Origin of the sequence: Microbacterium sp. JZ37, from assembly GCF_035188445.1 — a bacterium.
GTDB classification, from domain to species: domain Bacteria; phylum Actinomycetota; class Actinomycetes; order Actinomycetales; family Microbacteriaceae; genus Microbacterium; species Microbacterium barkeri.
In genome coordinates, this window is sequence record NZ_CP045253.1 from 610,266 (window position 1) to 634,401 (window position 24,136).

At 72.3% G+C, this 24,136-nt stretch carries 17 protein-coding genes; 10 read left to right on the forward strand and 7 right to left on the reverse strand.

What is annotated here, in order from left to right; genetic code table 11:
* Positions 1-102 precede the first annotated feature (102 nt).
* Positions 103-1,824, forward strand: coding sequence for a PspC domain-containing protein (locus GC092_RS02665; RefSeq protein ID WP_324013956.1), 1,722 nt, complete (start codon positions 103-105; stop codon positions 1,822-1,824).
* The gene (locus GC092_RS02670) at positions 1,821-2,129 is read left to right on the forward strand and encodes a mannitol-1-phosphate 5-dehydrogenase (protein WP_271174402.1); all 309 of its coding nucleotides are present in this window, start codon (positions 1,821-1,823) and stop codon (positions 2,127-2,129) included. Before GC092_RS02665 ends, GC092_RS02670 begins: the two co-directional genes overlap by 4 nt.
* 44 nt (positions 2,130-2,173) lie before the next feature.
* Here GC092_RS02670 and GC092_RS02675 read toward each other — a convergent pair whose 3' ends face one another.
* Entirely contained in the window at positions 2,174-2,995 is an 822-nt protein-coding gene (locus tag GC092_RS02675) for an SMP-30/gluconolactonase/LRE family protein (RefSeq protein WP_324013958.1), read from the reverse strand.
* Positions 2,996-3,079: 84 nt separating this feature from the next.
* Between GC092_RS02675 and GC092_RS02680 the strand changes: the two genes are divergently transcribed.
* Positions 3,080-6,631: a TM0106 family RecB-like putative nuclease gene (locus GC092_RS02680; protein WP_324013960.1), complete on the forward strand. Its 3,552-nt coding sequence runs from the start codon at positions 3,080-3,082 to the stop codon at positions 6,629-6,631.
* On the forward strand, positions 6,628-7,401 hold the full coding sequence (locus GC092_RS02685) for a hypothetical protein (RefSeq protein ID WP_324013961.1): 774 nt from the start codon (positions 6,628-6,630) through the stop codon (positions 7,399-7,401). Before GC092_RS02680 ends, GC092_RS02685 begins: the two co-directional genes overlap by 4 nt.
* A 23-nt stretch (positions 7,402-7,424) precedes the next feature.
* Here the strand turns inward: GC092_RS02685 and upp are convergent, their stop codons facing one another.
* Positions 7,425-8,057, reverse strand: coding sequence for a uracil phosphoribosyltransferase (gene upp, locus GC092_RS02690; protein WP_271174406.1), 633 nt, complete (start codon positions 8,055-8,057; stop codon positions 7,425-7,427).
* Positions 8,058-8,122: 65 nt separating this feature from the next.
* Here upp and tadA point away from each other — a divergent pair, with 65 nt between their 5' ends.
* Positions 8,123-8,584, forward strand: coding sequence for a tRNA adenosine(34) deaminase TadA (tadA, locus tag GC092_RS02695; RefSeq protein ID WP_416383288.1), 462 nt, complete (start codon positions 8,123-8,125; stop codon positions 8,582-8,584).
* Positions 8,585-8,824: 240 nt separating this feature from the next.
* Here the strand turns inward: tadA and GC092_RS02700 are convergent, their stop codons facing one another.
* Both GC092_RS02700 and GC092_RS02705 read right to left on the reverse strand, forming a co-directional pair.
* Positions 8,825-9,748 (reverse strand): LLM class F420-dependent oxidoreductase, encoded by a 924-nt coding sequence (locus tag GC092_RS02700; protein WP_324013963.1) that lies wholly within the window; start codon positions 9,746-9,748, stop codon positions 8,825-8,827.
* Between the two features lie 29 nt (positions 9,749-9,777).
* On the reverse strand, positions 9,778-10,743 hold the full coding sequence (locus GC092_RS02705; protein ID WP_282980161.1) for a cation diffusion facilitator family transporter: 966 nt from the start codon (positions 10,741-10,743) through the stop codon (positions 9,778-9,780).
* A gap of 74 nt (positions 10,744-10,817) precedes the next feature.
* On the opposite strand from GC092_RS02705, the gene proC reads away from it, so the two are divergent.
* The gene (gene proC / locus GC092_RS02710; protein WP_324013965.1) at positions 10,818-11,657 is read left to right on the forward strand and encodes a pyrroline-5-carboxylate reductase; all 840 of its coding nucleotides are present in this window, start codon (positions 10,818-10,820) and stop codon (positions 11,655-11,657) included.
* A gap of 4 nt (positions 11,658-11,661) precedes the next feature.
* On the opposite strand, the gene GC092_RS02715 is transcribed toward proC, so the two are convergent.
* Positions 11,662-12,870, reverse strand: a complete 1,209-nt coding sequence (locus tag GC092_RS02715) for an FAD-dependent oxidoreductase (RefSeq protein ID WP_324013966.1) — start codon at positions 12,868-12,870, stop codon at positions 11,662-11,664.
* A 9-nt stretch (positions 12,871-12,879) separates the two neighbouring features.
* Between GC092_RS02715 and GC092_RS02720 the strand changes: the two genes are divergently transcribed.
* A complete protein-coding gene (locus tag GC092_RS02720; RefSeq protein WP_324013967.1) occupies positions 12,880-14,343 on the forward strand; it encodes a TrkH family potassium uptake protein in 1,464 nt (487 codons plus the stop codon).
* A 26-nt stretch (positions 14,344-14,369) separates the two neighbouring features.
* Entirely contained in the window at positions 14,370-15,065 is a 696-nt protein-coding gene (locus GC092_RS02725; protein WP_324013968.1) for a potassium channel family protein, read from the forward strand.
* A gap of 9 nt (positions 15,066-15,074) precedes the next feature.
* On the opposite strand, the gene GC092_RS02730 is transcribed toward GC092_RS02725, so the two are convergent.
* Complete coding sequence (locus GC092_RS02730; RefSeq protein WP_271174410.1) at positions 15,075-15,746, reverse strand: potassium channel family protein; 672 nt, start codon at positions 15,744-15,746, stop codon at positions 15,075-15,077.
* Positions 15,739-17,178, reverse strand: coding sequence for a TrkH family potassium uptake protein (locus GC092_RS02735; RefSeq protein WP_324013969.1), 1,440 nt, complete (start codon positions 17,176-17,178; stop codon positions 15,739-15,741). Before GC092_RS02735 ends, GC092_RS02730 begins: the two co-directional genes overlap by 8 nt.
* A gap of 69 nt (positions 17,179-17,247) precedes the next feature.
* On the opposite strand from GC092_RS02735, the gene GC092_RS02740 reads away from it, so the two are divergent.
* Both GC092_RS02740 and GC092_RS02745 read left to right on the forward strand, forming a co-directional pair.
* Complete coding sequence (locus GC092_RS02740) at positions 17,248-17,661, forward strand: ArsR/SmtB family transcription factor (protein ID WP_271174412.1); 414 nt, start codon at positions 17,248-17,250, stop codon at positions 17,659-17,661.
* Positions 17,662-18,071: 410 nt separating this feature from the next.
* Positions 18,072-24,116 (forward strand): hypothetical protein, encoded by a 6,045-nt coding sequence (locus tag GC092_RS02745; RefSeq protein WP_324013972.1) that lies wholly within the window; start codon positions 18,072-18,074, stop codon positions 24,114-24,116.
* Positions 24,117-24,136: the final 20 nt, after the last annotated feature.

The window sequence follows — 24,136 nt, forward strand, 5'->3', positions numbered from 1 at the left end:
GCGGGCGAATCAGGGGAGGACCGGGGTGATCCCTCATGGCGGCGCCGGCGCGCAGCGCGCGAGGATCGGACCATGACCGAGAGCGAACCGCGGGGAACAAAGATGACGAGCGCCGTAAGGGCGGATGGCGGCGCTCCCGCCGTCGAGGCGCCGTCGCGTCGTCCGGGAGGAGGGTTCTTCGACTGGGTGCGATCGCTCGGCCTCGTGCGCACGGAGGGCTGGATCGGCGGCGTGTGCGCCGCGATCGCGCGTCGCACGGGCGCCGATCCCGTCATCGTGCGGGGCATCTTCGTCGTCGCCGCGGTGCTCGGGTTCCCCGCGCTGTGGCTGTACGCCCTCGGATGGGCTCTGCTCCCGGATGAGCGGGGCGACATCGCGATCCGGCTGCGGACCGGCTCGGGCCCGGCGCTCGTCGGCATCGCGATCATGATCGGCTTCGGCGCACTCGCCAGCTGGGCGAGCGCGACGCTCATGGAGGACTTCCTCGCCCTGGCGTACCCGGGCCGGATCGTCTGGACCGCCATCGAGGCCTCGTTCTGGATCGCGGTCGTCGCGGCGGTCGCCGCGTTCGCGCTCTGGCTCGTCCGGCGCGAGCGGCCCGTGGGCGGCGTGGCCGCGCTCGGTCCGGGGCGGACGGCGCTCATCGTCCTCGTCTGCGTCGCTGCCGCCATCCCGATCCTGGGGATCGGCTTCGGCGTCGTCGTGCCCGCGATCTTCGGGTACGGATCGCCCGTCGCGCTCCTCGTCGGGCTCGCGGCGGTCGCGGCCATCGCCGCGCTCGGCATCTGGGCCGGCCGGCGCATCGCGTCCCCCGTGTCGGGCGGGGGCCTCGGCGGGGTGCAGGGAACCCCCGCCGCGCGCGGGACGGCCGGGGGGCCGGCCGTTCCGCCCTTCGAGCCGGCTCCGTCGCCCGAGCCGCCCGCCGACGGCGACTTCGACGCCTGGCGTCGCCAGCACGAGGAGTGGCGCGAGCAGCACGACGCGTGGCGCGCGCAGCAGACCGACGCGGAGCGCCTCGCCCGCGAGGAGGAGCGCGCCCGCCGCCAGCGGGCCGCGCGCGCGTTCGCGGAGGAGGCGGCGCGCGTGCGCGCGGCCCGCAGGGCGAGTCGTCCGAGGATCTCCCTCGCCTTCGGCGCGTCGACCCTCGGGCTCGCCCTCGTCGCGGGATCGGCCGCAGCCCTCGTCGTCCTCGGCGGAGGGACCTGGCCGATCGAGCCCGAGCGCGCCTCGGCCGCCCTTGCGGCGGCGGCCTTCGCGATGTCGGCGGTCGCGGCCGGCGGGATGGTCATCGCGGGGGCCCTGCGCCGCCGCAGCGGGGCGCTCGCGGCCCTCGCCGCGATCGCGCTCGCCGCAGGGGCCGGCACGGCGCTCGGCGCGAACAACGTGATCGGCGCGAACAGCTGGCAGACGATCGCCGTCGACGGCTCGTCGTACGAGGTGACGCGCGCCTACGGCTCCCTCGAGCTGTGGCTGATGGCCGATGGCGGCGGGGAGGGCAGCGCCACGGTCGTCCGCCGTGCCGGCTTCACGCAGGTGACCGTCCCTCCGGATGTCGCGGCGGACATCCGGATCCACGCCGACGACGACACGCGCGTCATGGTGACCCGGATGAGCGACGCGGGCGTCTACGAGTCGGAGGACCTGCCGGTGCCGCGCGACGGGATCGTCGAGTGGGCGCAGGACGGCGCCGAGGCGGATGCGCCCCTGCGCACGGTGGACATCACGCAGACCGAGGGCGGTGAGGTGTCGATCTGGGTGCTCGACGAGGCCGAGTTCGGCGCGGCCGAGCCGACGCCGTCCGCTGACGAGGAGAGTGCACGATGAGCGAAGAGCAGCGCGTCCCCGAGGGCGCCCCGGCCGCGGGCCCCGAGCCTGCCGAGCGGCCCCGCATCCGCTGGGCGGCGATCATCTGGGGTGCGCTCATGCTCGTCGTCTCCCTCGTCGGGCTGGGGCAGGTGCTCGACGCGACGCGATACGCCGCGCTCCAGGCGGCGGTGGCCGACTGGATCCTCACGGCCGACCCCGTGTCGACCGCGGTGACCGTCGTCCTGGCCGCCGGCGCGGTCATCCTCGTCGCCGGTCTCGCCGGGCTCGCGCGCGGCGTGCAGAAGCGGTCAGCGCGGCGCTGAGCCGGGCCCCGGCGAACCTCGACGCCCGGGCCGGATGACCGGGCTCAGGCCTCGAGCACGTCGGCGATCGCGGCGGCGAACGTGTGCCCGTCGAACGGGCCCGGCTCGTCCATCCCCTGCGCGGCGCTCGTCACGATGACGCGGCCGTCCGGCGTCGTGAGGGCGCTCGTGGGGTGCTCAGCCGGGACCTCGATGCGCGCGAGCCGCGCGCTATCCGCTCGGTACACGTCGAGGCGCCCGCCGTCGTACACGGCGCTCCAGATGCGTCCCTGCGCGTCGACGTGCAGGCCGTCGGGCGACCCGTCGACCGCGGCGAACACGTCGAGGCGGTCGGGCGCCGCGATCGGCGCGCGCAGGATGCGGCCGCCCACGGTGTCGGCGATGAGCACGGTCTCGCTGTCGGGATGGAAGGCCGGGCCGTTCGGGATGTCGATGCCGGTCGCGAGGCGCGTCACCTCGCCGGTGCCCGCGTCCCAGCGCCAGACCGCGCCCTCGGGATCGGAGCCGTCCCGGACCATCGTCCCGAACCACAGGGATCCGTCGGGCGCGATGGTCCCGTCGTTGACGCGATGCCGGGCGGGGTCGAGACCGGTGTCGGCGAGAGCAGTGTGGCGCCCGAAGATGTCGAGCTCGACGACGCCCGTCCCGGCTGCGGCGAGCAGGCGTCCGTCCGGCGCCTTCTCGGCGAAGCCGATCGGGCGGTCGAGCCGATGGGTCGCGGCGTCGCCGCCCTCGGGGGTCCAGGCGTGCAGGACGCCGCCTTCGAGGTCGACCCAGTGCACGACGCCGTCGATGAGCCGCGATCCCTCGCCGAGGGGATGGGCCGCGGCGCTCAGCCGGGTCCACGGGCCGGGTCGCTCGTCCATGCCGTCTCCTCCGCTCGCGGGCATCAGAGCCATCGTGTCATGCCGGCGGACGGGGATGTCCGAGACCCGGGCTACCGTCGGAGTGTGAGATTCATCCCGACAGAGCAGCGCCTCGTGTGGAGCGCGAGCGACCTCAAGGCCGCCGCCGAGTGCGAGTTCGCGTGGCTGCGGGCGATCGACGCGAAGCTCGGCCGCGTCGCCGCCGTCGAGGATCCGGAGGACGCCATGCTCGAGCGCGCGGCCCGGCTCGGCGATCGCCACGAGGAGCGCGTCCTCGAGCGCTACCGCCAGGAGTTCGGCGCCGGGGTGGTCGAGCTCGAGCGGGTGTCGTCGGCCGACTCCGCGGCGCTCGCCGACGTGGCGGCCCAGACGGTCGACGCGCTGCGGTCGGATGCGCGGGTGCTGTTCCAGGCGGCCTTCACCACGGACGAGTTCGTCGGATTCGCCGACTTCCTCGTGCAGGAGGCGGATGGCCGCTGGCGCGTGCAGGACAGCAAGCTCGCCCGCACGGCCCGCGTGACGGCGCTCATGCAGCTCGCGGCATACGTCGATCAGCTGCGCCGTCTCGGCATCCCGACCTCCGACGAGGTCGACCTCCTGCTCGGCGACGGCTCGGTGTCGACGCACCGGGTGGACGACCTGCTTCCGATGTTCGACGTGCGCCGTCGGCGCCTGCGGGCGCTCATCGCGGATCGCGGGATCGAGCGGGGCGCGTCGGCCGAGGCGATCGCGTGGGGCGACGAGCGCGGCGAGCTCGAGGTGTCCGCGTGCGGGCGCTGCGCGACCTGCGAGCTCGAGGTCGTCGCGCATCGCGACCTGCTGCTCGTCGCGGGCATGCGCCCGTCCCAGCGCGCTCGACTGCGCGACATCGGCATCCGCACGATCGACGACCTCGCGGCGGCCGAGACCGGGCCCGCGCGGATGAACTCCGACGTCTTCGCGTCGCTGCGCACGCAGGCGCGCCTCCAGCTGCAGAGCCCTGCGGGCGTTCCGGGTGACGAGCCGGCCGACGCGCACCCCGTTCCCGCGTACGAGGTCGTGCACCCGCTCGCGCTCGGCGCGATGCCCCGCCCGAGCCAGGGCGACGTGTTCTTCGACTTCGAGGGCGATCCGCTCTACAGCGAGCAGGTCGGCTCGGCCGCCGTCTGGGGCATCGACTACCTCTTCGGATGGGTCGACCTGCGCGAGCAGTACTCCGCGCTCTGGGCGCACAACCTCGCGGAGGAGAAGGTCGCCCTCGAGCGCTTCTGCGACTTCGTCGCGGCGCGCAGGGCCGCGCATCCCGACATGCACATCTACCACTACGCGCCGTACGAGCCCACGCACCTGGCGGCGATGGCCGCTCGGCACGGTGTGCGCGAGGCCGACGTCGACCGGATGCTGCGCGACGAGCTCTTCGTCGACCTCTACCCGATCGTGCGCCGGGCCCTGCGCATCGGCTCGCGGTCGTACTCGATCAAGAAGCTCGAGCCGCTCTACATGGGCGACGAGGTGCGCACGCAGGACGTGCAGAAGGGCGACGACTCGATCGTCCGCTATGTCGAGGCGCGCGCCCTGCAGGCCGATGGGCAGGAGGCGGCCGCGCGGGCCATCCTCGACGACCTCGCCGACTACAACCGCTACGACTGCGTCTCGACCCGGCGCCTGCGCGACTGGCTCGTCGAGCGTGCGCGGGAGACCGGCGTGACCCCTGCCCCGCCCGAGGTGCCGGACGAGCTCGCGTACGCGCCGTCTCCGCTCGCGCTCGCGCTCGACGCGCATGCCGCGTCGCGCCGCGATGCCCGCGTGGCGGCAGACCCGCTGTCGGCCCCGAGCGCCGACGAGGACGCGCTGCGTCTCGCTGCGGCCGCGATCGACTACTACCCGCGCGAGGCGAAGAGCTTCTGGCACGGGCACTTCCAGCGGCTGCGGGAGCCGCTCGGCCTCTGGCTCGACACCCGCGATGTCCTCGCCGTCGACGCCTCGCGCTGCCGCGTCGTCGAGGACTGGGGGATGCCCGAGGGCGCGCGATCCGTCCGCCGCGTGGTCGAGCTCCGCGGCGAGCTCGCACCGGGAACGCGACTGAGCGAGGGCGTCGAGCCGTACCTGCTCTATCCGCGACCCGCTCCGTTCCCGAACCAGGCCTCCCCGCGCTGGGTGCACGTGCCCCGCCAGGCACGCGTCATCGAGGTCCTCGACGACGGCGCCGTCATCGAGGAGCGCGCGGCCGACGGCGAGACGTGGCAGGAGCTTCCGGTCGCCCTCACCCCCTCACCCCCGCCGCGTGCCGGCAACCAGCAGGGGGCCATCGACGCATGGGCCGAGATGGTCGTGCGCGCGGCCGACGCGGGGGAGCTCCCGGCCGACCCGGCCACCGACATCCTGCGCCGCATCCCGCCGCGCGGTGCCGGGATCGCGCCGTCCGACGGCGACGACGTGTCCGCGATCGTCCGGACGGTGCGCGGCCTCGACCGCTCCTACGTCGCCGTCCAGGGCCCTCCCGGCACCGGCAAGACGTACGTCGGCTCGCACGTCATCGCGCGCCTCGTCATGGAGCACGGCTACCGGGTCGGCGTCGTCGCGCAGTCGCACGCCGTGGTCGAGAACATGCTCGACCGCGTCGTCGCGGCGGGGGTGCCCGGCTCGCGCGTCGCGAAGGCGCCGAAGTCCGGAGCCGAGCCGCGCGACCCCGCCTTCACGCTGATCCCCAAGAACGGCGTGGCCCGCTTCATCTCCGAGCAGCAGGGCGGCTACGTCGTCGGCGGCACCGCGTGGGACTTCACGCACACCGGCCGCATCGCGCGCGGCGGGCTCGACCTGCTCGTCATCGACGAGGCGGGCCAGTTCTCGCTCGCGTCGACCATCGCGGTCTCGACGGCGGCGCGCAGCCTGCTGCTGCTCGGCGATCCGCAGCAGCTTCCGCAGGTGAGCCAGGGGGTGCATCCCGAGCCCGTCGACACGTCGGCCCTCGGGTGGGTCATGGATGGCCAGCAGGTGCTCCCGGAGACGCACGGCTACTTCCTCGCGCGGTCGTGGCGCATGCATCCGGAGGTGTCCGAGGCCGTCTCGCACCTGTCCTACGCCAGCCGCCTCGCGTCGCGCGCCGGCGCGGAGCGCCGGTCGGTCGACGGCGTCGCGCCGGGCCTGCACGCGGTGCCCGTGCGTCATCGGGGCGATGCGACCGAGTCGCAGGCCGAGGCCGACGAGGTCGTGCGGATCGTCGGCGAGGTCGTCGGGCGGGCGTTCACCGACATCCGCATCGACGACGACGGCGTCGCCCACGCGTGCCCGCCGCGCCCGCTCACGGAGGACGACATCATCGTCGTCGCGCCGTACAACGCCCAGCAGCAGCTCGTCGAGCAGACCCTGCAGCGTGCCGGATGGCCGCGCGTGCGCGTCGGGACCGTCGACCGCTTCCAGGGGCAGGAGGCCGCGATCTCGATCGTGACGCTCGCGGCCTCATCGGGCAAGGACGCCCCGCGCGGGACGGAGTTCCTGCTGCTCCAGAACCGGCTCAACGTCGCGATCTCCCGCGCGATGGTCGCGGCGTACCTCGTGCACTCGCCCGCCCTGCTCGACGACCTGCCTCACACGCCCGCCGGCGTCGCGCGCATGAGCGCGTTCGCCCGCCTCGTTGCCCAGGAGGAGCCCGCATGACCGACGCCGACGCCATCCGCCGCGCAGCCGCCGAGTGGGTCTGGCTGCCCCGCGACTCCGATCACGTCGTCGACGGGATGGTCGCCGTGCGGTATCCCGCGCGCTTCGGCGGCGGGGTGCGGGTCTCGGCGTTCGACCGCGAGGGCACACCCGATGAGGCGGTGGACGCCGCGCTCGACCGCGCCCGCGACTGGGGCGAGCGGCGCACGACCTTCTGGGTCGGCGCATCCGACCGCCCAGCGGGGCTCGCGGACGCGCTGCTCCGGCGCGGCGCGGTGCACGAGGACACCGTCACCGTCTTCGCGCTCGCCCTCGACGAGGCGACGCCGGGGGAGTCCCCGGGCGTCACGGTCGAGACGGTGCGCACACGAGAGCAGCTGCGCGACGTCGACGCGGTCAACGTGCCGGTCTGGGAGCAGGCGCCGCTCGACGAAGCGGGGCTCGACGCCGAGCTGCGCGAGCTCGAGGCGGATTGGAGCGCGGGGCGCGGGTTCCGCGTGCTCGCGCGCATCGACGGCCGCCCCGTGAGCACGGGCGGCGCGACGATCGTCGGGGAGTTCGCGCGCCTCTGGGGTGCGGCCACCCTCGCCTCCGACCGCGGGCGCGGCGCGTACCGGGCCGTGCTCGCGGAGCGGCTCCGCCTCGCCCGCGCGTTCGGCGCGTCGACCGCGCTCGTCAAGGGGCGCGTGTCGACCTCGGCGCCGATCCTCGCGCGCGCCGGCTTCCGGACGTACGGCGAGGAGCGGGCCTACCGGCTCGACGTGGACTGAGGCGCGGCCCGAGCCGCCCCGGCTCAGACCGTGCCGTACAGGCGGTCGCCCGCGTCGCCGAGCCCCGGCACGATGTACCCGTGCTCGTTGAGGCCCTCGTCGAGCGCGCCGAGCACGAGCGTGATGTCGCGGTCGCCCACGAGGCTCTCGATCGCGTGGACGCCCTCCGGGGTGCCGAGGAGGCACACGGCGGTGACCTCGGTCGCGCCGCGGTCGAAGAGGTACTTGATCGCCGCGGCGAGCGAGCCGCCGGTCGCGAGCATCGGGTCGAGCACGAAGCACTGGCGGTCGCTGAGGTCGTCGGGCAGGCGCTCGGCGTACGTGGTCGGAAGGAGGGTCTCCTCGTTCCGCACGATGCCGAGGAAGCCGACCTCCGCGGTCGGGACGAGCTTGGTCATCCCCTCGAGCATGCCGAGCCCTGCGCGCAGGATCGGCACGACGAGCGGCTTCGGGTCGGCGATCCGGACGCCCTTCGTCTGCGTGACGGGGGTGTCGATCGTGACCGGCTCGACGCGCACGTTGCGCGTGGCCTCGTAGGCGAGGAGCGTCATGAGCTCCTCGGTCAGCTGACGGAAGACCGGCGACGGCGTTGCCTTGTCGCGGAGCACCGTGAGCTTGTGCGTGATGAGCGGGTGGTCGGCGACGTGCAGGCGCATAGGGCAAGGCTACCGGGACGCGGTTGCGCGGATGCAGAGAGCCGGGGCCGTTCTAGGCTCGGAGGGTGAATTCCTCGCCATCCGACGTGTCCGCGATGCGCCGCGCGCTCGCGCTGGCCGACGCGGCGGGGGAGCGCGGGGACATCCCGGTCGGAGCCGTGGTGCTCGGGGCGGATGGCACGGTGCTCGGCGAGGGGCGGAACCTCCGTGAGGAGACGCACGACCCCGCGGCGCACGCCGAGATCGTCGCCATGCGCCGCGCGGCCGAGGCTATCGGATCCTGGAACCTCGAGGGATGCACGCTCGTCGTGACGCTCGAGCCGTGCGTCATGTGCGCGGGAGCGGTCCTGCAGGCCCGCATCGGCCGGCTCGTCTTCGCGGCGTGGGACGAGAAGGCAGGGGCCGCGGGATCGATGTACGACGTCGTGCGGGACCGGCGCCTTCCCCACCGCGCGGAGGTCGTCGGCGGCGTGCTCGAGGACGAGGCCGTGGCGCTCCTGCGCGCCTTCTTCGCCGAGCGCCGCTGAACGCAGAGAGTCCCCGCGGCCGCGCCGCGGGGACTCTCGAGCGATGGGCTCAGATGCCGAGGCCGCCGAGGAGGCCGAGGAGCGTCTCGAGGAGTCCGGAGAGGAGGCCGAGGAGATCTGCCATGGTCGTTTCCTTTGTTCTGCGGGCCGGAGCCCAGGTGGGAGAGGTGCGCCGGTCGGGCGCAGTCCCTAGCCTCGCCTACTGAAATATCGGAATGCAAGACCCTGACGGCGATTCGCTCAGCGCAGGCGCGGCAGCACCTCCTCGCCGAGATACGCCACGTGATCGAGGTCGCCCATGTCCATCAGCTGGAAGTACAGCCGAGACGCGCCGAGCTCCTTCAACCGGGTCGCCTTGGCGACGATGTCGTCGGCGGAGCCGGCGAAGCCGTCTCCCGCGCGGAACGCCGCGAGGTCGGTCTGGGTCGCGGCCGCGCGCCGCTCGAGGTCGGCCTCGCTGCCGCCCGCGAGGGTCGTGAGCGCGACGCTGAGCTTCAGCGTCTCGGGGTCCCGTCCGATCCGCTCGCACGCCGCGCGCACGCGGGCGAAGCGGTCGGCGATGACGTCCTCGGGCTGGAAGGCGATGTTGAACTCGGTCGCGTGCTGCGCCGCGAGCTCCGGCGTCCGGGTGAGGCCTGCGCCGCCCACGATGACGGGCACCCGATCCTGCACGGGCTTCGGCAGGGCGGGGGAGTCGACGAGCCGGTAGTGCTCTCCCTCGAAGCCGTAGCGCTCGCCGACCGGGGTGGACCACAGCCCGTTCACGATCTCGAGCTGCTCGGCGAGCATCCCGAACCGCTTCCGGGGGAAGGGGATCGCGTACGCGAGATGCTCCGCCTCGAACCAGCCGGTTCCGAGCCCGAGCTCGGCGCGGCCATCCGACATCGCGTCGACCTGCGCGACCTGGATCGCGAGGATCCCGGGCCAGCGGTAGGTGACCGACGAGACGAGGGTGCCGAGCCGCAGACGGGTCGTCTCGCGCGCCAGGCCGGCGAGCGTCGTCCAGGCGTCCGTCGGACCCGGCAGCCCCTCGCCGCCCATCGTCAGATAGTGGTCCGAGCGGAAGAAGCCGTCGAACCCGACGCGCTCGGCCTGCTGCGCGAACGCGAGCTGGGTGTCGTAGCTGGCCCCCATCTGGGGCTCGGTGAAGACGCAGAACTCCATGCGCCCCAGTCTGTCAGCGCAGGGAGCCGTCAGTCGGAGGACTTGAGGATGAAGGTCTCCGTCGGAGGACCGGGCTCGTGGGGAGCGCGATAGACGTCGGTCTCGAGGTAGATGATCCGCGCGGCGGGCACAGCCTCGCGGATGCGCGCCTCGACCGCATCGATGTCGCGCGCCGCATCGGCCACGGAGATGTCCTGCGGGAGGCCGACCTTGCCGGCCACCATGAGCTCCTCGGGCCCGACGTAGAGCGTCTTCACGTGGATGAGCTTCTCGACCTCGGGCCCCGCCTCGATCGCGGCGACGATCCGCTCGAAGTCGGCCTCCGATGCGCCTTCGCCGACGAGCAGGCTCTTGGTCTCGATCCCGAGCACGATCGCCACGAGGATGAGGAGCACGCCGATGCAGATGGTGCCGAGCGCGTCGAAGACGGCGTCGCCGGTGAGCACCGTGAGGCCCACGCCGAGGAGCGCGAGGGTGAGGCCGATCAGCGCCGCGAAGTCCTCGAGGAGGACGACGGGCAGCTCGGGCGCCTTCGCGCGGCGGATGAACGACGCCCAGGACTGCCCGCGCTCGCGCACCGCGTTGCTCTCCTTGACGGCGGTCCGCAGCGAGAAGCTCTCGAGCCCGATCGCGATGACGAGGATGGCGATCGGCAGCCAGGCGTTCTCGACCGCGTGCGGGTGGGTGAGCTTCTCGACTCCCTCGTAGAGCGAGAAGACCCCGCCGACCGAGAAGAGGATGATCGCGACGACGAACGCGTACACGTAGCGCTCGCGGCCGTGCCCGAAGGGGTGCTCGCGGTCGGCGGCTCGCCGCGCGCGGCGTCCGCCGAGCAGGAGGAGGAGCTGGTTGCCGGAGTCGGCGACCGAGTGGATGGCCTCCGCGAGCATCGATGCGGAGCCCGAGATGATCCATCCGATGAACTTCGCGATCGCGATCCCGATGTTCGCCGCGAAGGCCGCCAGGATCGCCTTGCCACCGCCGTGTGCGCTCATGCTCGCAGTCTAAGGCGGGCGCTCGCGCCTCGCCCGCCCGTCGGCGCGCCGCACGCGATCCCTAGGATTGGAGCATGACTGACTCGCTCCCCTCCGTCGCGTTCCTCGGTGCCGGCTCGATGGGCGGTGCGATCCTGCGGGGTCTCGTCGCGAGCGGCCTCGACGTCGACGGCGGCGTCTTCGCGACCAACCGCTCGGCGCAGAAGGCGGCCGAGCTCGCCGCGCTCCCCGGGGTCACGAGCATCGCGCTCGAGGACGAGCCCGACGGCAACGCGCGCGCCGCGTCGGAGGCGCGCATCGTGCTCGTCGGCGTGAAGCCCGCGATGGTGCCCGACCTCCTCCGCGAGATCGGGTCCGCTCTCCGCGACGACGCGATCGTCGTGAGCCTCGCAGCGGGCGTGACGCTCGACACCTTCCAGAGCATCCTCGGCTCCGAGACCGCGGTCCTCCGCTCGATGCCGAACACCCCCGCGCGCATCGGCAAGGGCGTCACGGGCCTCGCTCGGGGCGCCGCCGCGAGCGACGAGGATGTGCGCGTCGTGCGCCGCCTCTTCGAGACGGTGGGCACCGTGATCGAGGTGCCCGAGGAGCGCATCGACGCGCTCTCGGCGATCTCGGGTTCGGGGCCCGCCTACGTCTTCCTCCTCGTCGAGGAGCTCACGCGCGCGGCCGTCGCGCAGGGGTTCGCGGAGGCGGATGCGCGCGCGATGGCCGAGGGCACGTTCATCGGCGCGACGGCGCTCCTCGACGCGACGGCGGAGGACCCCGCCGAGCTGCGTCGGCAGGTGACGAGCCCCAAGGGCACGACCGAGCGGGCGATCGCGGTCCTGCAGGACGCTCGCCTGAGCGAGCTCTTCCGGACGGCGACGGATGCCGCGATCGCGCGCGCGAAGGAGCTCGCCGCGGGCGCGTGACGCGTCAGCGGCCGATGCGCTCGGGGCGCACGCCCATCCCGACGAACCTCCCGGTGAGGTGGGTCAGCCGCGGGTGATCCTGCAGCAGGCGGAGCATCAGCGGCAGGGGCGCACCGGGCGCGCGCTCGGCCAGGAGGGGCGCCTGCATCCGGCGCTGGATGGTCTGGGTCACGATCGTCGGGAACGCGCGTCGCCGCTGCACGCGGCGGAGGACGCTGCCGGGCACAGCACCGCCCGCGTGGAGGGCCGGGGTGAGGATCCGCGCGGCCGCGATCGCATCCTGCAGCGCGAGGTTGATGCCGACGCCGCCCGCCGGCGACATGGCGTGCGCGGCGTCGCCGATGCAGAGCAGCCCCTCCGACCACCACCGGCGCAGGCGCTCGATCCGCACGCGCAGGAGGTGCACGTCGGAGGGTGTCAGCCGGGAGGCCGCCTCTGACAGGCGAGGGGAGATGCGCGCGATGCGGTCGCGCATGCGCGCGAGATCCGCCGCGCTGCCCTGCCAGCCGCCCGCGGGGATGACGTGGGCCACCTGGAGGAAGTCGCCGCGGTCGATCGCGATGATCATGCCCGCTCCCGCCTGCACGAAGGGGTGGCGCTCGCCGGCGCGCTTCGGCAGGCGGAACCACAGCACGTCCATGCCCGCGGCCTTCCCCCTCGGCACGAGGCCCGCGCGCTCGCGGACGCGCGAGTCGCGGCCATCCGCCCCGACGACGAGCCGCGCGCGGACCTCGAGCGGGCCATCCGGCCCGAAGGCCCGCACGCCGGTCACGCGATCGGCGTCGCGGAGCAGACCCTCGACGCGCGTCGACCGGAGGAGCCGGTAGGACGCCTCCTGCTCGCCCGCGCGGGAGAGCAGGTCGAGGAAGTCCCACTGGGGCATGAAGGTGATGACGCGACGACGCAGCGGCAGACGCGAGAAGTCGGCGATGACGCCCTCCTCGCCGTGCCAGCTCACGGTGATCCGCTCCGTGTCGGCGTGGGGGAGGGCGAGGAACTCGTCGAGCAGGCCCAGCTCGTGCAGCGCCTCCTGCGTCGACGGGTGGATGGTGTCGCCGCGGAAATCGCGGAGGAAGTCGGCGTGCTTCTCCAGCACGACGACGTCGACGCCTGCCCGCGCGAGCAGCAGGCCCAGCATGAGGCCCGCCGGCCCGCCGCCCGCGATGACGCAGTCGGCGTCGATCCGGCTCGGGGCTCTGCGCTGGGCGGGCACGGAGCCATCATGCGGCGACCGGCCGATGACGGCAAGGGCGTCCACGGGAGCGGGGGAGTGCGCGTCGTCCGTGCGCCGCGCGAAGCAGGAGTATCGTGCTTCCTCGTGCTCTTCTCAGCGACGTCGTCGCGGCGACACCGCGCACGGCTCCGGCACCTCGCTCCCGCGCAGGCGATCGCCACCGGTTTCGGGCTCGCGCTCGCGGTCGGCACCTCGCTCCTCTGGCTTCCGATCTCGAACGCAGAGGGGGAGTTCACGGATCCCGTCGACGCGGTGTTCACCGCGACGTCCGCGCTCTGCGTGACCGGCCTCACGGTCGTCGACACGGCGGATCACTGGAGCCCCTTCGGACTCGTCGTCATCCTGGTGCTCATCCACCTCGGCGGACTCGGCATCATGCTGTTCGCGTCGCTCGTCGGCATCGTGCTCGCGCGCAAGCTCAGCGTGCGCTCACGGCTCAACGCCGTCGCGGAGGCGAAAGCCGACGGCATCGGCGATGTCCGGCGGCTCGCGTGGGGCATCTTCGCGACGTCGATCGCGATCGAGGGCGTCGTGGCCGTGCTGCTGTTCGTCCGGTTCGTCGTGGGCTACGGGTCCTCGGCGGGCGAGGCGGCGTGGCTCGCGGTGTTCCATGCGGTGTCGTCGTTCAACAACGCCGGCTTCGCGCTGTACAGCGACAACCTCATGTCCTTCGTCGGCGACCCGTGGATCTGCCTCCCGCTCTGCGCCGCGATCATCCTCGGCGGGCTCGGCTTCCCCGTGCTCCGGCAGCTGAGGCGCGAGATCGGGCGGCCCCTGCACTGGACGATGAACACGAGGATCGTGCTCGCCGGCACGGTCGTGCTGCTCGTCCTCGGCGCGGTGTACATCACGGTGATCGAGTGGGAGAACCCCGGCACGCTGGGCGCCTTCGACCCGGCGACGCGCATCCTCGCGGGCTTCTTCCACGCCGTGCAGGTGCGCACCGCGGGATTCAACTCGCTCGACATCGGCCAGATGCACGACGAGACCTGGCTCGGGATGGATGTGCTCATGTTCATCGGCGGCGGGCCGGCCGGAACCGCGGGCGGCATCAAGATCACGACCTTCGCCGTGCTCCTCTTCATCCTCTGGACCGAGCTGCGCGGCGGCACGGCCGTCAACGTCTTCGGCAAGCGCCTGTCCCGCGCGGTGCACCGCGAGGCGATCTCCGTCGTCCTCATGGCGATCGCCGCCGTGATGGCCGGCGTCATCGCGATCCTCGCCATGACCGACCTGGACCTCGACCGCGTGCTGTTCGAGGCCGTGTCGGCGTTCGCGACCGTCGGGCTGTCGACCGGGATCACGGCCGATCTGCCCGACGCGGCGAAGCTCATCCTCGTCGCGCTGATGTTCCTGGGCCGCATCGGCCCTCTCACACTCGGCTCGGCTCTCGCACTGCGCGAGCGCCGCGTCTTATACGAGCTCCCGAAGGAGCGGCCGGCGATCGGCTGATGCCGCCGGCGGAAAGGATCGAATCCATGGGCAGGTTCCTCTCATTCGGCGAGACGTCTCGCCGCATCGCCGAGGCCGACTCGGTCGCCGTCATCGGGCTCGGCCGGTTCGGCAGCTCCCTCGCGCTCGAGCTGATGGCGTCGGGCACCGAGGTGCTCGGGATCGACGGCTCGGAGGAGGTCGTGCAGGACCACAACTCGCGTCTCACGCAGGTGGTGCGCGCGGATGCGACGAAGGAGGAGGTTCTCCGTCAGCTCGCCGTCGACGAGTTCGACCGCGTCGTGCTCGCGATCGGCACCGACATCAAGGCGTCGATCCTCGTCGCCTCGCTCCTGCTGCAGCTGAACGTCCCGGTGATCTGGGCGAAGGCGGTCGACGAGCAGCACGGCCGCATCCTCGAGCAGCTGGGCGTGCACCACGTCATCTATCCCGAGAAGGACATGGGGCGCCGTGTCGCGCATCTCGTCCGTGGCGCCGCCTCGGACTACCTCGAGATCGATCGCGGCTACGCGATCGTCAAGACGGCGGCTCCCGCCGAGGTGCAGGGGGTGCCGCTCGGCGAGACCGACCTGCGCCGGCGACACGGCGTGACGATCGCAGCGTTCCGCGGCGCGTCGAACGAGTGGGCCAACGCCGACGCCGACACGGTCCTGCATGAGGGCGACGTCGTGCTCGTCGTCGGGCCGACCCGGCGCGTCGAGTCGTTCGCGCAGCTGCGCTGAGGGCGCGGCTCAGCGGTCGAGCGAGGCGAAGCGCTCGATGTCCTCGTTCGTCCCGGACACGATGATGAGGTCGTGGTTCGTCACGACGGTGTTCGCCTCGGCGTAGCGGAACGGCTTGCCGGGGCTCTTCACGCCGACGACGGTCACGTTGTACTTCGAGCGGACGCCCGACTCGTTGAGGCCCCTGCCTCGGATGAACCGCGGCGGGTACATCTTCGCGAGCACGAAGTCGTCGTCGAAGCGGATGAAGTCGAGCATGCGGCCGCTCACGAGGTGGGCGACGCGCTCTCCTGCCTCCCGCTCGGGGTAGATGACGTGATTCGCGCCCACGCGGGCGAGGATCTTGCCGTGCGACTGCGAGACGGCCTTCGCCCAGATCTGCGGCACCTTGAGGTCGACGAGGTTGGCGGTGATGAGCACCGACGCCTCGATCGACGAGCCGACGGCCACGACGGCCACCTGGAAGTCGCCGGCGCCGATCTGCTGGAGCGCCTCGAGACTGCGGGCATCCGCCTGCACGGCGTGCGTGACGCGCTCGGACCATTTCTGCACGAGATCGAGGTTGTCGTCGATCGCGAGGACGTCGCGGTCGAGGCGGTCGAGCTCGCCCGCGCAGGCGGCGCCGAAGCGCCCGAGTCCGATGACGAGGACGGGCGCGTCGCTGCGGATCTGCTCAACCAACGATGGGCCTTTCGACGGGCAGCGCGTACTGCTGCGACTTGGAGGTCGCGGCCACGGCCGCGGCGAGGGTCACTGTACCAACGCGCCCCATGAAGACCGTGACGGCGAGCACGTAGACGGCGGAGTCGGGCAGCTCCGCCGTGAGGCCGGTGGAGAGCCCCACGGTCGCGAACGCGGAGATGACGTCGAACAGCACCTCGGCGAGGGGCGCCTTGGTGATCTGCGCGATGATGATGGTCGACAGGGCGACGATCGTGGCGCCCCAGGCGAGAACCGCGACGGCGACGCGCTGCACGTCGCTGGGGATGCGCCGCCCGAAGACCTCGACGCTGCGTCGGCCCTTGGCCTCCGACCACACCGAGAGGGCCAGCACGGCGAGGGTCGTCACCTTGATGCCGCCCGCGGTCGACGCCGATCCGCCGCCGACGAACATGAGCATCGACGCGGCGAGCATCGATGACTCATACAGCTCGCCGGGGTCGATCACGGAGAAGCCCCCGGACCGGGTCATGGCGCTGAGGAAGAACGCCTGGAAGGTCGTGTCCCACGCATCGCTCTCGCCCCAGGTCCCGGGGTTGCCGTACTCGAGAACCAGGAACACCGCCGCGCCCGCGACGAAGAGGATGACGGTGGTGATGAGCGTGAGCTTCGTGTGCAGCGGCCAGCGGTGCGGCTGGGTGAGCTGCCGCGAGAGCGCGTAGATGACGGGGAACCCGATGCTGCCGAGGAACACCGAGATCATGAGGACGGTCAGGAAGAAGTAGTCGGTGTGGAACGACTCGAGTCCGCCCACGGTCGGCGTGAAGCCCGTGTTCGTGAACGACATCGCGGCGTAGTACGGCGCGATCCACGCGGCGTCGAGCCAGCTGTACCCGGCCCAGACGATCGGGAAGTAGAGGAGCACGGCGACGACCACCTCGATGACGAGGGTCGACAGGGCGACGACGCGCAGCAGCTGGCCGATCTCGCCGAGGCGAACCGCCTGTCCTTCGTTGACGACGCCCCCGTGCGATCGCAGCGGGTTGGTGTCGCCCGCGGCGATCAGCTTGGCGCGCAGGCCCAGCCGCTTCGAGATCACGAGGCCGAGCAGCGACGCGAGGGTCAGTGCGCCGAGCCCGCCGATGTTGACGCCGATGAAGATGACGGCGTGCCCGAACGCCGACCAGTGCGTCGCCATGTCGACCGTCGACAGGCCGGTCACGCAGATGGTCGAGACGGCCGTGAAGAGCGCGTCCGACAGCGGGGTGCGCGAGCGGTCGTCGCTCGCGATCGGCAGCGACAGCAGCGCCGTGAAGATGAGGATCAGCGAGACGAACACGAGGATGGCGAATCGCGCCGGCGAGGAGGTCGTGAAGTCGCGGAAGAACTGGCCGAGCTCCCGCCCGGCATCCTTGAACGCGCCGGCCAGTGCCGCCGACCGGCTCGCCGCCATCCGCTCTCCCCCTTCGCGCCGAAGTCGCCCATCATGGTACTCCGCGGCGCGCGCGGCTAACCTATCGGCATGGCGGACATCTTCGACGTGATCGCGGACGGCACGAGGCGCGACATCCTTCAGCTTCTGCTTCGCCGATCGTCGGATGGCCAGGACGGCACGAGCGTGTCGCAGATCGTCGCCGAGATGGGGGTCAGCCAGCCCACCGTCTCGAAGCATCTCAAGGTGCTGCGCGAGGCCGGTCTCGTCTCGGTGCGCGAGGAAGGGCAGCACCGCTACTACAGCCTGTCGCCCGAGCCGCTCGAGGCGGTCGACGACTGGCTCGTGCCGTTCTTCGTCGACGAGTCCGACCTCGCGGAGGAGGCCGCGTCGTACGCGCCGACCCTGCCGGAGCCGGCCGCACGAGTGGCGGAGTCGGTCGGCCGCGCCGCGGCGTCCGCCAAGAACGTGGTGCAGTCGGCGCTGCGTCGTCTCGGGGCCTGACCCACCGGGCGCGTTCGGGCCATCCGCTCCTCCTCGTCCGCGCGGACTGAGGAGGTGTCATCGCGCGCTGATTCTTCGAGGGGAGCGCTCTCAGCGCTGACCGGCGATTTCCGCGGTCCGGAAGCCCGTCGGGGCATCCCTTCGACGCTGGGAAGAACTTTCGCGGGACCTGTGGACAACCTGAATGTGATCCCGTAATACTGGCATCACGAGCGCGCTCGGTCGACCCGTGTCGGCACTTGGGGGAGTTGCGTCACATAGAAGGGCGAAGGTTGATGCGTCAACAGCGAAATCTGCCGCCGGCTCGGGGTGGCACGAGGGGGAGGAAGCGCTGGCAGCTGCCCAGCCTTCTGACCGGGACAGCCGCGGCGGTCGCCGCGGCCATGATCGTCTCGACCACGAATGCGGCCATGGCCGCAGGACTGAACACCTATCCGGACGAGCCGACCGAGGCGGAGGCGAACATCGCCGAGCTCGTGCTGAACGGCGACGACGTCCTCAGCGCCGCGCACTCGCACGCCGGCTCGGTGTCGAATCCCGGCCCGAACCGCGAGGCGTTCAGCGGCTCGTTCGTCGGAGCCGAGGTCATCGACTTCGGCGCGGGGTACACCATCCCGCTGGACCAGTTCATCCAGTTCGGCGAGCTCGGCGTCATCCAGAGCGAGTCGACCGCGACCGACGGCCGCAACGGCGAGGCCATCACCGGCATCGCCGGTGCGGACGGCGGACTCGCGCTCGACGGCACCGATTCCGACTTCGGCACGGCGCGCATCAACCTGCTCTCGGTGTTCCAGGCGGCCGGTCTCGGTGGCGTCACGGACCCGGCGGTCGATCAGGCCGACCTGAGCTTCGGGCTCGGCGGCGCGTGGGTCGAGGCTGTCGACGGACAGTTCCAGGACCCCGACGCGGTCGGCGGCGCGGGTCAATACCGCGTCGGCGACATGAAGCTCGAACTCCACTCGCCTGCACTTGAGACGGCCGCCGCCGGCCTCAGCGACGCCGTGGGCCAGATGGAGCAGACGCTCGTCGACACGATCAACACCGCGCTCGGGCTCGGCACGCTCGTGCCTGGGGCGACGGTCGAGACGACGATCACGAGCAACCTTCAGCAGGACGTGCTCGATGCGGTCATGCTCGGTCCGATCGAGACGGACGACGGTCTCGCGTCGATCAACCTCAGCGAGGGCACGATCACGGTCGACCTCGCCCGGATCGGCGGCAACGACGACGGCATCATCGACCGCCCGGTCGGGATCAACAACCAGAACCCCAACACCGAGCTGATCGACGATGAGACCTACCCGTTCATCGCGTCGAGCATCCACGACGTCATCGAGAAGGTGATCGACGTCGCTCTCGACTCGGCGATCAACTCGCTCGACAGCGTGGTCATCGACTTCGACATCACGTCGGTCGCGGGCACGGCGGCGTTCGCCATGAACCTCTCGGGCGACATCGTCGAGCCCTGCGTCGGCGGCGGCCTCGGCGGCGTCGCTCTGTGCGGCACGGCCGTGCCGCTCGTGCAGACCGTGGTCAGCGGGCTCAGCCCGGTGCTGACGGACCCGGCGGGTGCGCTGTACCAGGCGTTCGAGACGATCAAGACCGACACGATCACCGCTCCGGTCCGTGCGGTTCTCAACCCGTTCATCGAGCTCTTCGCAGACAACGTCTTCTCGGTTCAGCTGAACCACCAGGAGACCGCGAGCTGCACCCTGCCGGCAGGCGGCGAGACGCTCGCGTCGCTCCAGCTCTCGGCGCTGAGCTTCGGGGTCGCGGGCGGCGTGGGTCGGTTCAACATCGGCAACGCCGGTCTCCGGGTCGACGCCTGTGCGATCACTCTGGACGCCGAGTCGCCGGTGCCTGCGGGGACCGACATCGACGTCACGTCGAGCGGCTGGGCTCCTGCGACCGACGTCACCCTCCAGCTGGAGGACGCCGCGGGCAACCCCGTCGGCGAGCCGGTCGTCGTGACGACGGACGCGAACGGCGCGTTCCCCGCCGGCACGGTCGTCCCGGTTCCCGCGGACACCCCGGCCGGTGAGCTGACGCTCACCGCGGCCGACCCGAACGGGCAGACCGCGGAGGCTCCGGTCACCGTCTACGCCCCGACGCTCACGGCCCAGTCGCCCGTGTTCCCCACGGAGTGCTCGGTCCTGACCTCGGGTGGATGGCTGCCGAGCACGGAGGTCACGTTCCAGCTGACCGACGCGGCGGGCAACCCGGTCGGCGATCCGGTCGTCGTCACGACCGACGCCGAGGGCAACATCCCGGCTGACACGTGCGTCCTCGTCCCCGAGGGCACCGAGCCCGGCGACTACACCGTCGTCGGCACCGACCCGAACGGCGCCGAGATCACGTCGCCGCTCGTCGTCGCAGACCCGACCGCGCCCGTGCTCGACGCCTCCTCGCCTGCTCCGGCCGGTGACGAGACCGAGATCACGTCGGAGAACTGGGACCCCACGGTCGACGTGACGGTCCAGCTGCAGGACGCCGACGGCAACGCGGTCGGCGACCCGATCACGGTGACGACCGACGACGCCGGCGCCTTCCCCGCGGGGACGACGCTGCCGATCCCGGCCGGCACGCCGGCGGGCGACTACACGGTCGTCGGCACGGACCCGAACGGCGAGACCGCGGAGGACACCATCCAGGTGTACCTGCCGACGCTCGAGCCGCTCACCCCGGCCGCTCCCGGCGCCTGCGTCGCGATCGTCTCGGGCGGCTGGCAGCCGAACACGGAGGTCACCTTCCAGCTGACCGACGCGGCCGGCAACCCGGTCGGCGACCCGGTCACGGCGACCACCGACGGCGCGGGCAACGTCCCGGCTGACACGTGCGTCACGATCCCCGAGGGCACGGAGCCCGGCGACTACACGGTCATCGGCACCGACCCCGAAGGCGGTCAGGTCGAGGGCCCGATCGAGGTCTACGCGCCGACGCTCGAGGCCACGTCGCCGGAGATCGCCGGTGGCGAGACCGAGGTGACCTCGGGCGGATGGCTGCCGGAGTCGGAGGTCACGCTCCAGCTGACGGACGCTGACGGCAACCCCGTGGGCGACCCGGTTCCGGTCACGGCGGACGCGGACGGCGACGTCCCCGCCGGCACGGTCGTCCCGGTTCCGGCTGATGCACCCGCGGGCGCCTACACCGTCGTCGGCACCGACGCGAACGGCACCGAGGTCTCGGCCCCGGTCGACGTCATCGCGCCGACGATCGAGGCGACGTCCCCGGTTCCGGCCGGTGGCGAGACCTCGGTGACGTCGGGCGGATGGCCGGCCGACACCCCGCTGACGCTTCAGCTCGTGGACGCGGACGGCAACCCCGTGGGCGACCCGGTTCCGGTCACGGCGGATGCGGGCGGCAACGTGCCGGCCACGGCCATCCCGGTCCCGGCTGACGCTCCTGCGGGTGAGTACTCCGTGACGGCGACCGACGAGAACGGCAACGCGATCTCGGCTCCGGTCACGGTCTACGCTCCCGCGATCGAGGTCACGTCGCCGGTCGAGGCCGGTGACCCGACCGAGGTCACCTCGGGCGGCTGGGTCCCCGAGTCGGAGGTCACGCTCCAGCTCGAGGACGCCGACGGCAACCCCGTGGGCGACCCGGTTCCGGTGACGACCGACGCGGACGGCAGCGTCCCCGCCGGCACGACGGTCCCGACCCCGGCCGACGCGACCCCCGGTGACGTGTTCACCGTCGTCGCGACGGACGCGAACGGCGCCGAGGTCTCCGACACGGTCGAGATCGTCGCCCGCGCGGTGACGGTCGACGCCTCCTCGCCGGTTCCGGCCGGCGGCGAGTCGGAGATCACGTCGGGCGGCTGGCTGCCGGAGTCGGAGGTCACGCTCCAGCTCGCGGACGCCGACGGCAACCCGGTGGGCGACCCGGTGACGGTCACGACGGACGGGGAGGGCAACGTCCCCGCCGGCACGGTGGTCCCGGTTCCGGCTGACGCCCCTGCGGGCGACTACACGGTCGTCGCCTCGGACGCGAACGGCAACACGGCCGAGGACGCCGTCGAGGTCTACGCGCCGTCGATCGAGGCCACGTCGCCGGAGATCGCGGGTGGCGAGACCGAGGTGACGTCGGGCGGCTGGCTGCCCGAGTCGGAGGTCACGCTCCAGCTGACGGACGCTGACGGCAACCCCGTGGGCGACCCGGTGACGGTCACGACGGACGCGGACGGCAACGTCCCCGCCGGGACGGTCGTCCCGATCCCCGCTGACGCTCCTGCGGGCGCGTACACGGTGGTCGGCTCGGACGCGAACAGCGCCGAGGTCTCGGCTCCGGTCGAGGTCATCGCTCCGGCCATCGAGGCGACGTCTCCGGTTCCGGCCGGTGGCGAGACCGAGGTGACGTCGGGCGGGTGGCTGCCCGAGTCGGAGGTCACGCTCCAGCTGACGGACGCTGACGGCAACCCCGCGGGCGACCCGGTTCCGGTCGCGACCGACGCGGCCGGCGACATCCCGGCCACGGCCATCCCGGTTCCTGCAGGCACGACAGCAGGCGACTACGCCGTGACGGCGACCGACGAGAACGGCAACGCGATCTCGGCTCCGGTCGCGGTCTACGCTCCCGCGATCGACGTCACGTCGCCGGAGATCGCCGGCGGCGAGACCGAGGTGACGTCGGGCGGCTGGCTGCCGGAGTCGGAGGTCACGCTCCAGCTCGAGGACGCCGACGGCAACGCCGCTGGCGACCCCGTGACGGTCACGACCGACGCCGAGGGCACCGTGCCCGCAGGCGCGACGGTCTCCATCCCCGCTGACGCGGCAGCCGGTGACATGTTCACCGTCGTCGCGACCGACGCGAACGGCGCCGAGGTCTCTGACACAGTGGAGATCATCGCGTCCATCGAGGTCACGTCTCCGGTTCCGGCCGGTGGCGCGACCGAGGTGACATCGGGCGGCTGGGCTCCTGAGTCCGAGGTCTCGCTCCAGCTGACGGACGCCGACGGAAACCCCGTGGGCGGCCCGGTGGTCGTCACGACCGAAGCGGACGGCAGCGTCCCCGCCGGCACGACGGTCCCTGTTCCCGCTGACGCTCCCGCGGGCGACTACACGGTCGTCGGCACGGACGCCAACGAGAACACGGCTGAGGCTCCGCTCGCGGTCTACGCGCCGGTCATCGAGGCCACGTCTCCGGTCGAGGCCGGTGACGCGACCGAGGTCACGTCGTCCGGCTGGATCGGCGACAGCGAGGTCTCGCTGCAGCTGACGGATGGCGAGGGTGCGCCGGTGGGCGACCCGGTGGCCGTGACGGTCGACGCGGACGGCAGCGTCCCCGCCGGCACCACGGTTCCGGTTCCCGCCGACGCCGCACTCGGTGCGCACACGGTCGTCGCGACCGACGCGAACGGCGCGGAGGTCTCCGCACCGGTCGAGGTCATCGCGGCCTCCGGTGAGCCGACCTTCGACGCGGAGTCGCCGGTTCCGGCCGGCGGCGAGTCGGAGATCACGTCGGGCGGCTGGGCCCCTGAGTCGGAGGTCACCCTCCAGCTCTCGGACCCCGAGGGCGCGGACGCGGGCGAGCCCGTGGTCGTGACCACCGACGCCGAGGGCGACGTGCCGGCCGGCACGGCCGTGCCGATCCCGGCGGACGCCGAGGCCGGTGTCTTCACCGTCACGGCGGCCGACGCGGAGGGCCTGCAGCTGTCCGACACCGTCGACGTGTACTCGCCGACGCTCGAGGTCGAGACCCCGGCGGCGCCCGGCACGTGCGCCGACGTCGTCTCGGGCGGCTGGCTGCCGAACTCGGAGGTCACGATCCAGCTGACGGATGCCGATGGCAACCCCGTGGGCGACCCGGTGGTCGTCACGGCGGACGCCGACGGCAACCTGCCGGCCGGCACGTGCGTCCCCGTTCCCGCTGACGCGGAGCCCGGCGACTACACGGTCGTCGGAACCGACGGAGACGCGGTCGTCGAGGCGCCGCTGACCGTCGCGAACGAGGGCGACGCCGACGACAGCAGCAACGCCGACAGCGACGCGAACGCTGACAGCAGCAGCAACGCTGACAGCTCCAGCAATGCGGACAGCTCCAGCAATGCGGACAGCTCCAGCAACGCGGACAGCTCCAGCAACGCGGACAGCTCCAGCAATGCGGACAGCTCCAGCAATGCGGACAGCTCCAGCAATGCGGACAGCTCCAGCAACGCGGACAGCTCCAGCAATGCGGACAGCTCCAGCAATGCGGACAGCAGCAGCAACGCCGACTCCGACAACGAGTCCGACGCCAACGCTGACAACGACAGCACCGCGAACGCTGACAACGACAGCGACGCGAACGCGAACAGCTCGAGCAACGGCAACGGCGACAGCGGCGGCAAGAAGCGCCCGCTCTCGCCGACCGGCGGCGAGTTCGACGCGATCCCGCTGGCGCTGCTGGTGATCCTCGCCGGCACGGGCATCCTGCTCGGCGCCACCCGCAGCAAGTGGCTGGTCCGCAAGGACTGACCATCTGACGCGCACACCGG

Bases quoted from the DNA above. Each gene is read 5' to 3' on its own strand.
- GC092_RS02745 (WP_324013972.1), top strand. From the start codon at position 18,072: ATGGCCGCAGGACTGAACACCTATCCGGACGAGCCGACCGAGGCGGAG.
- GC092_RS02720 (WP_324013967.1), top strand. From the start codon at position 12,880: ATGCGGCGACCGGCCGATGACGGCAAGGGCGTCCACGGGAGCGGGGGA.
- upp (WP_271174406.1), bottom strand. From the start codon at position 8,057: ATGCGCCTGCACGTCGCCGACCACCCGCTCATCACGCACAAGCTCACG.
- GC092_RS02735 (WP_324013969.1), bottom strand. From the start codon at position 17,178: ATGGCGGCGAGCCGGTCGGCGGCACTGGCCGGCGCGTTCAAGGATGCC.
- proC (WP_324013965.1), top strand. From the start codon at position 10,818: ATGACTGACTCGCTCCCCTCCGTCGCGTTCCTCGGTGCCGGCTCGATG.
- GC092_RS02670 (WP_271174402.1), top strand. From the start codon at position 1,821: ATGAGCGAAGAGCAGCGCGTCCCCGAGGGCGCCCCGGCCGCGGGCCCC.
- GC092_RS02675 (WP_324013958.1), bottom strand. From the start codon at position 2,995: ATGGACGAGCGACCCGGCCCGTGGACCCGGCTGAGCGCCGCGGCCCAT.
- GC092_RS02705 (WP_282980161.1), bottom strand. From the start codon at position 10,743: ATGAGCGCACACGGCGGTGGCAAGGCGATCCTGGCGGCCTTCGCGGCG.
- GC092_RS02700 (WP_324013963.1), bottom strand. From the start codon at position 9,748: ATGGAGTTCTGCGTCTTCACCGAGCCCCAGATGGGGGCCAGCTACGAC.
- GC092_RS02665 (WP_324013956.1), top strand. From the start codon at position 103: ATGACGAGCGCCGTAAGGGCGGATGGCGGCGCTCCCGCCGTCGAGGCG.
- GC092_RS02685 (WP_324013961.1), top strand. From the start codon at position 6,628: ATGACCGACGCCGACGCCATCCGCCGCGCAGCCGCCGAGTGGGTCTGG.
- GC092_RS02740 (WP_271174412.1), top strand. From the start codon at position 17,248: ATGGCGGACATCTTCGACGTGATCGCGGACGGCACGAGGCGCGACATC.
- GC092_RS02725 (WP_324013968.1), top strand. From the start codon at position 14,370: ATGGGCAGGTTCCTCTCATTCGGCGAGACGTCTCGCCGCATCGCCGAG.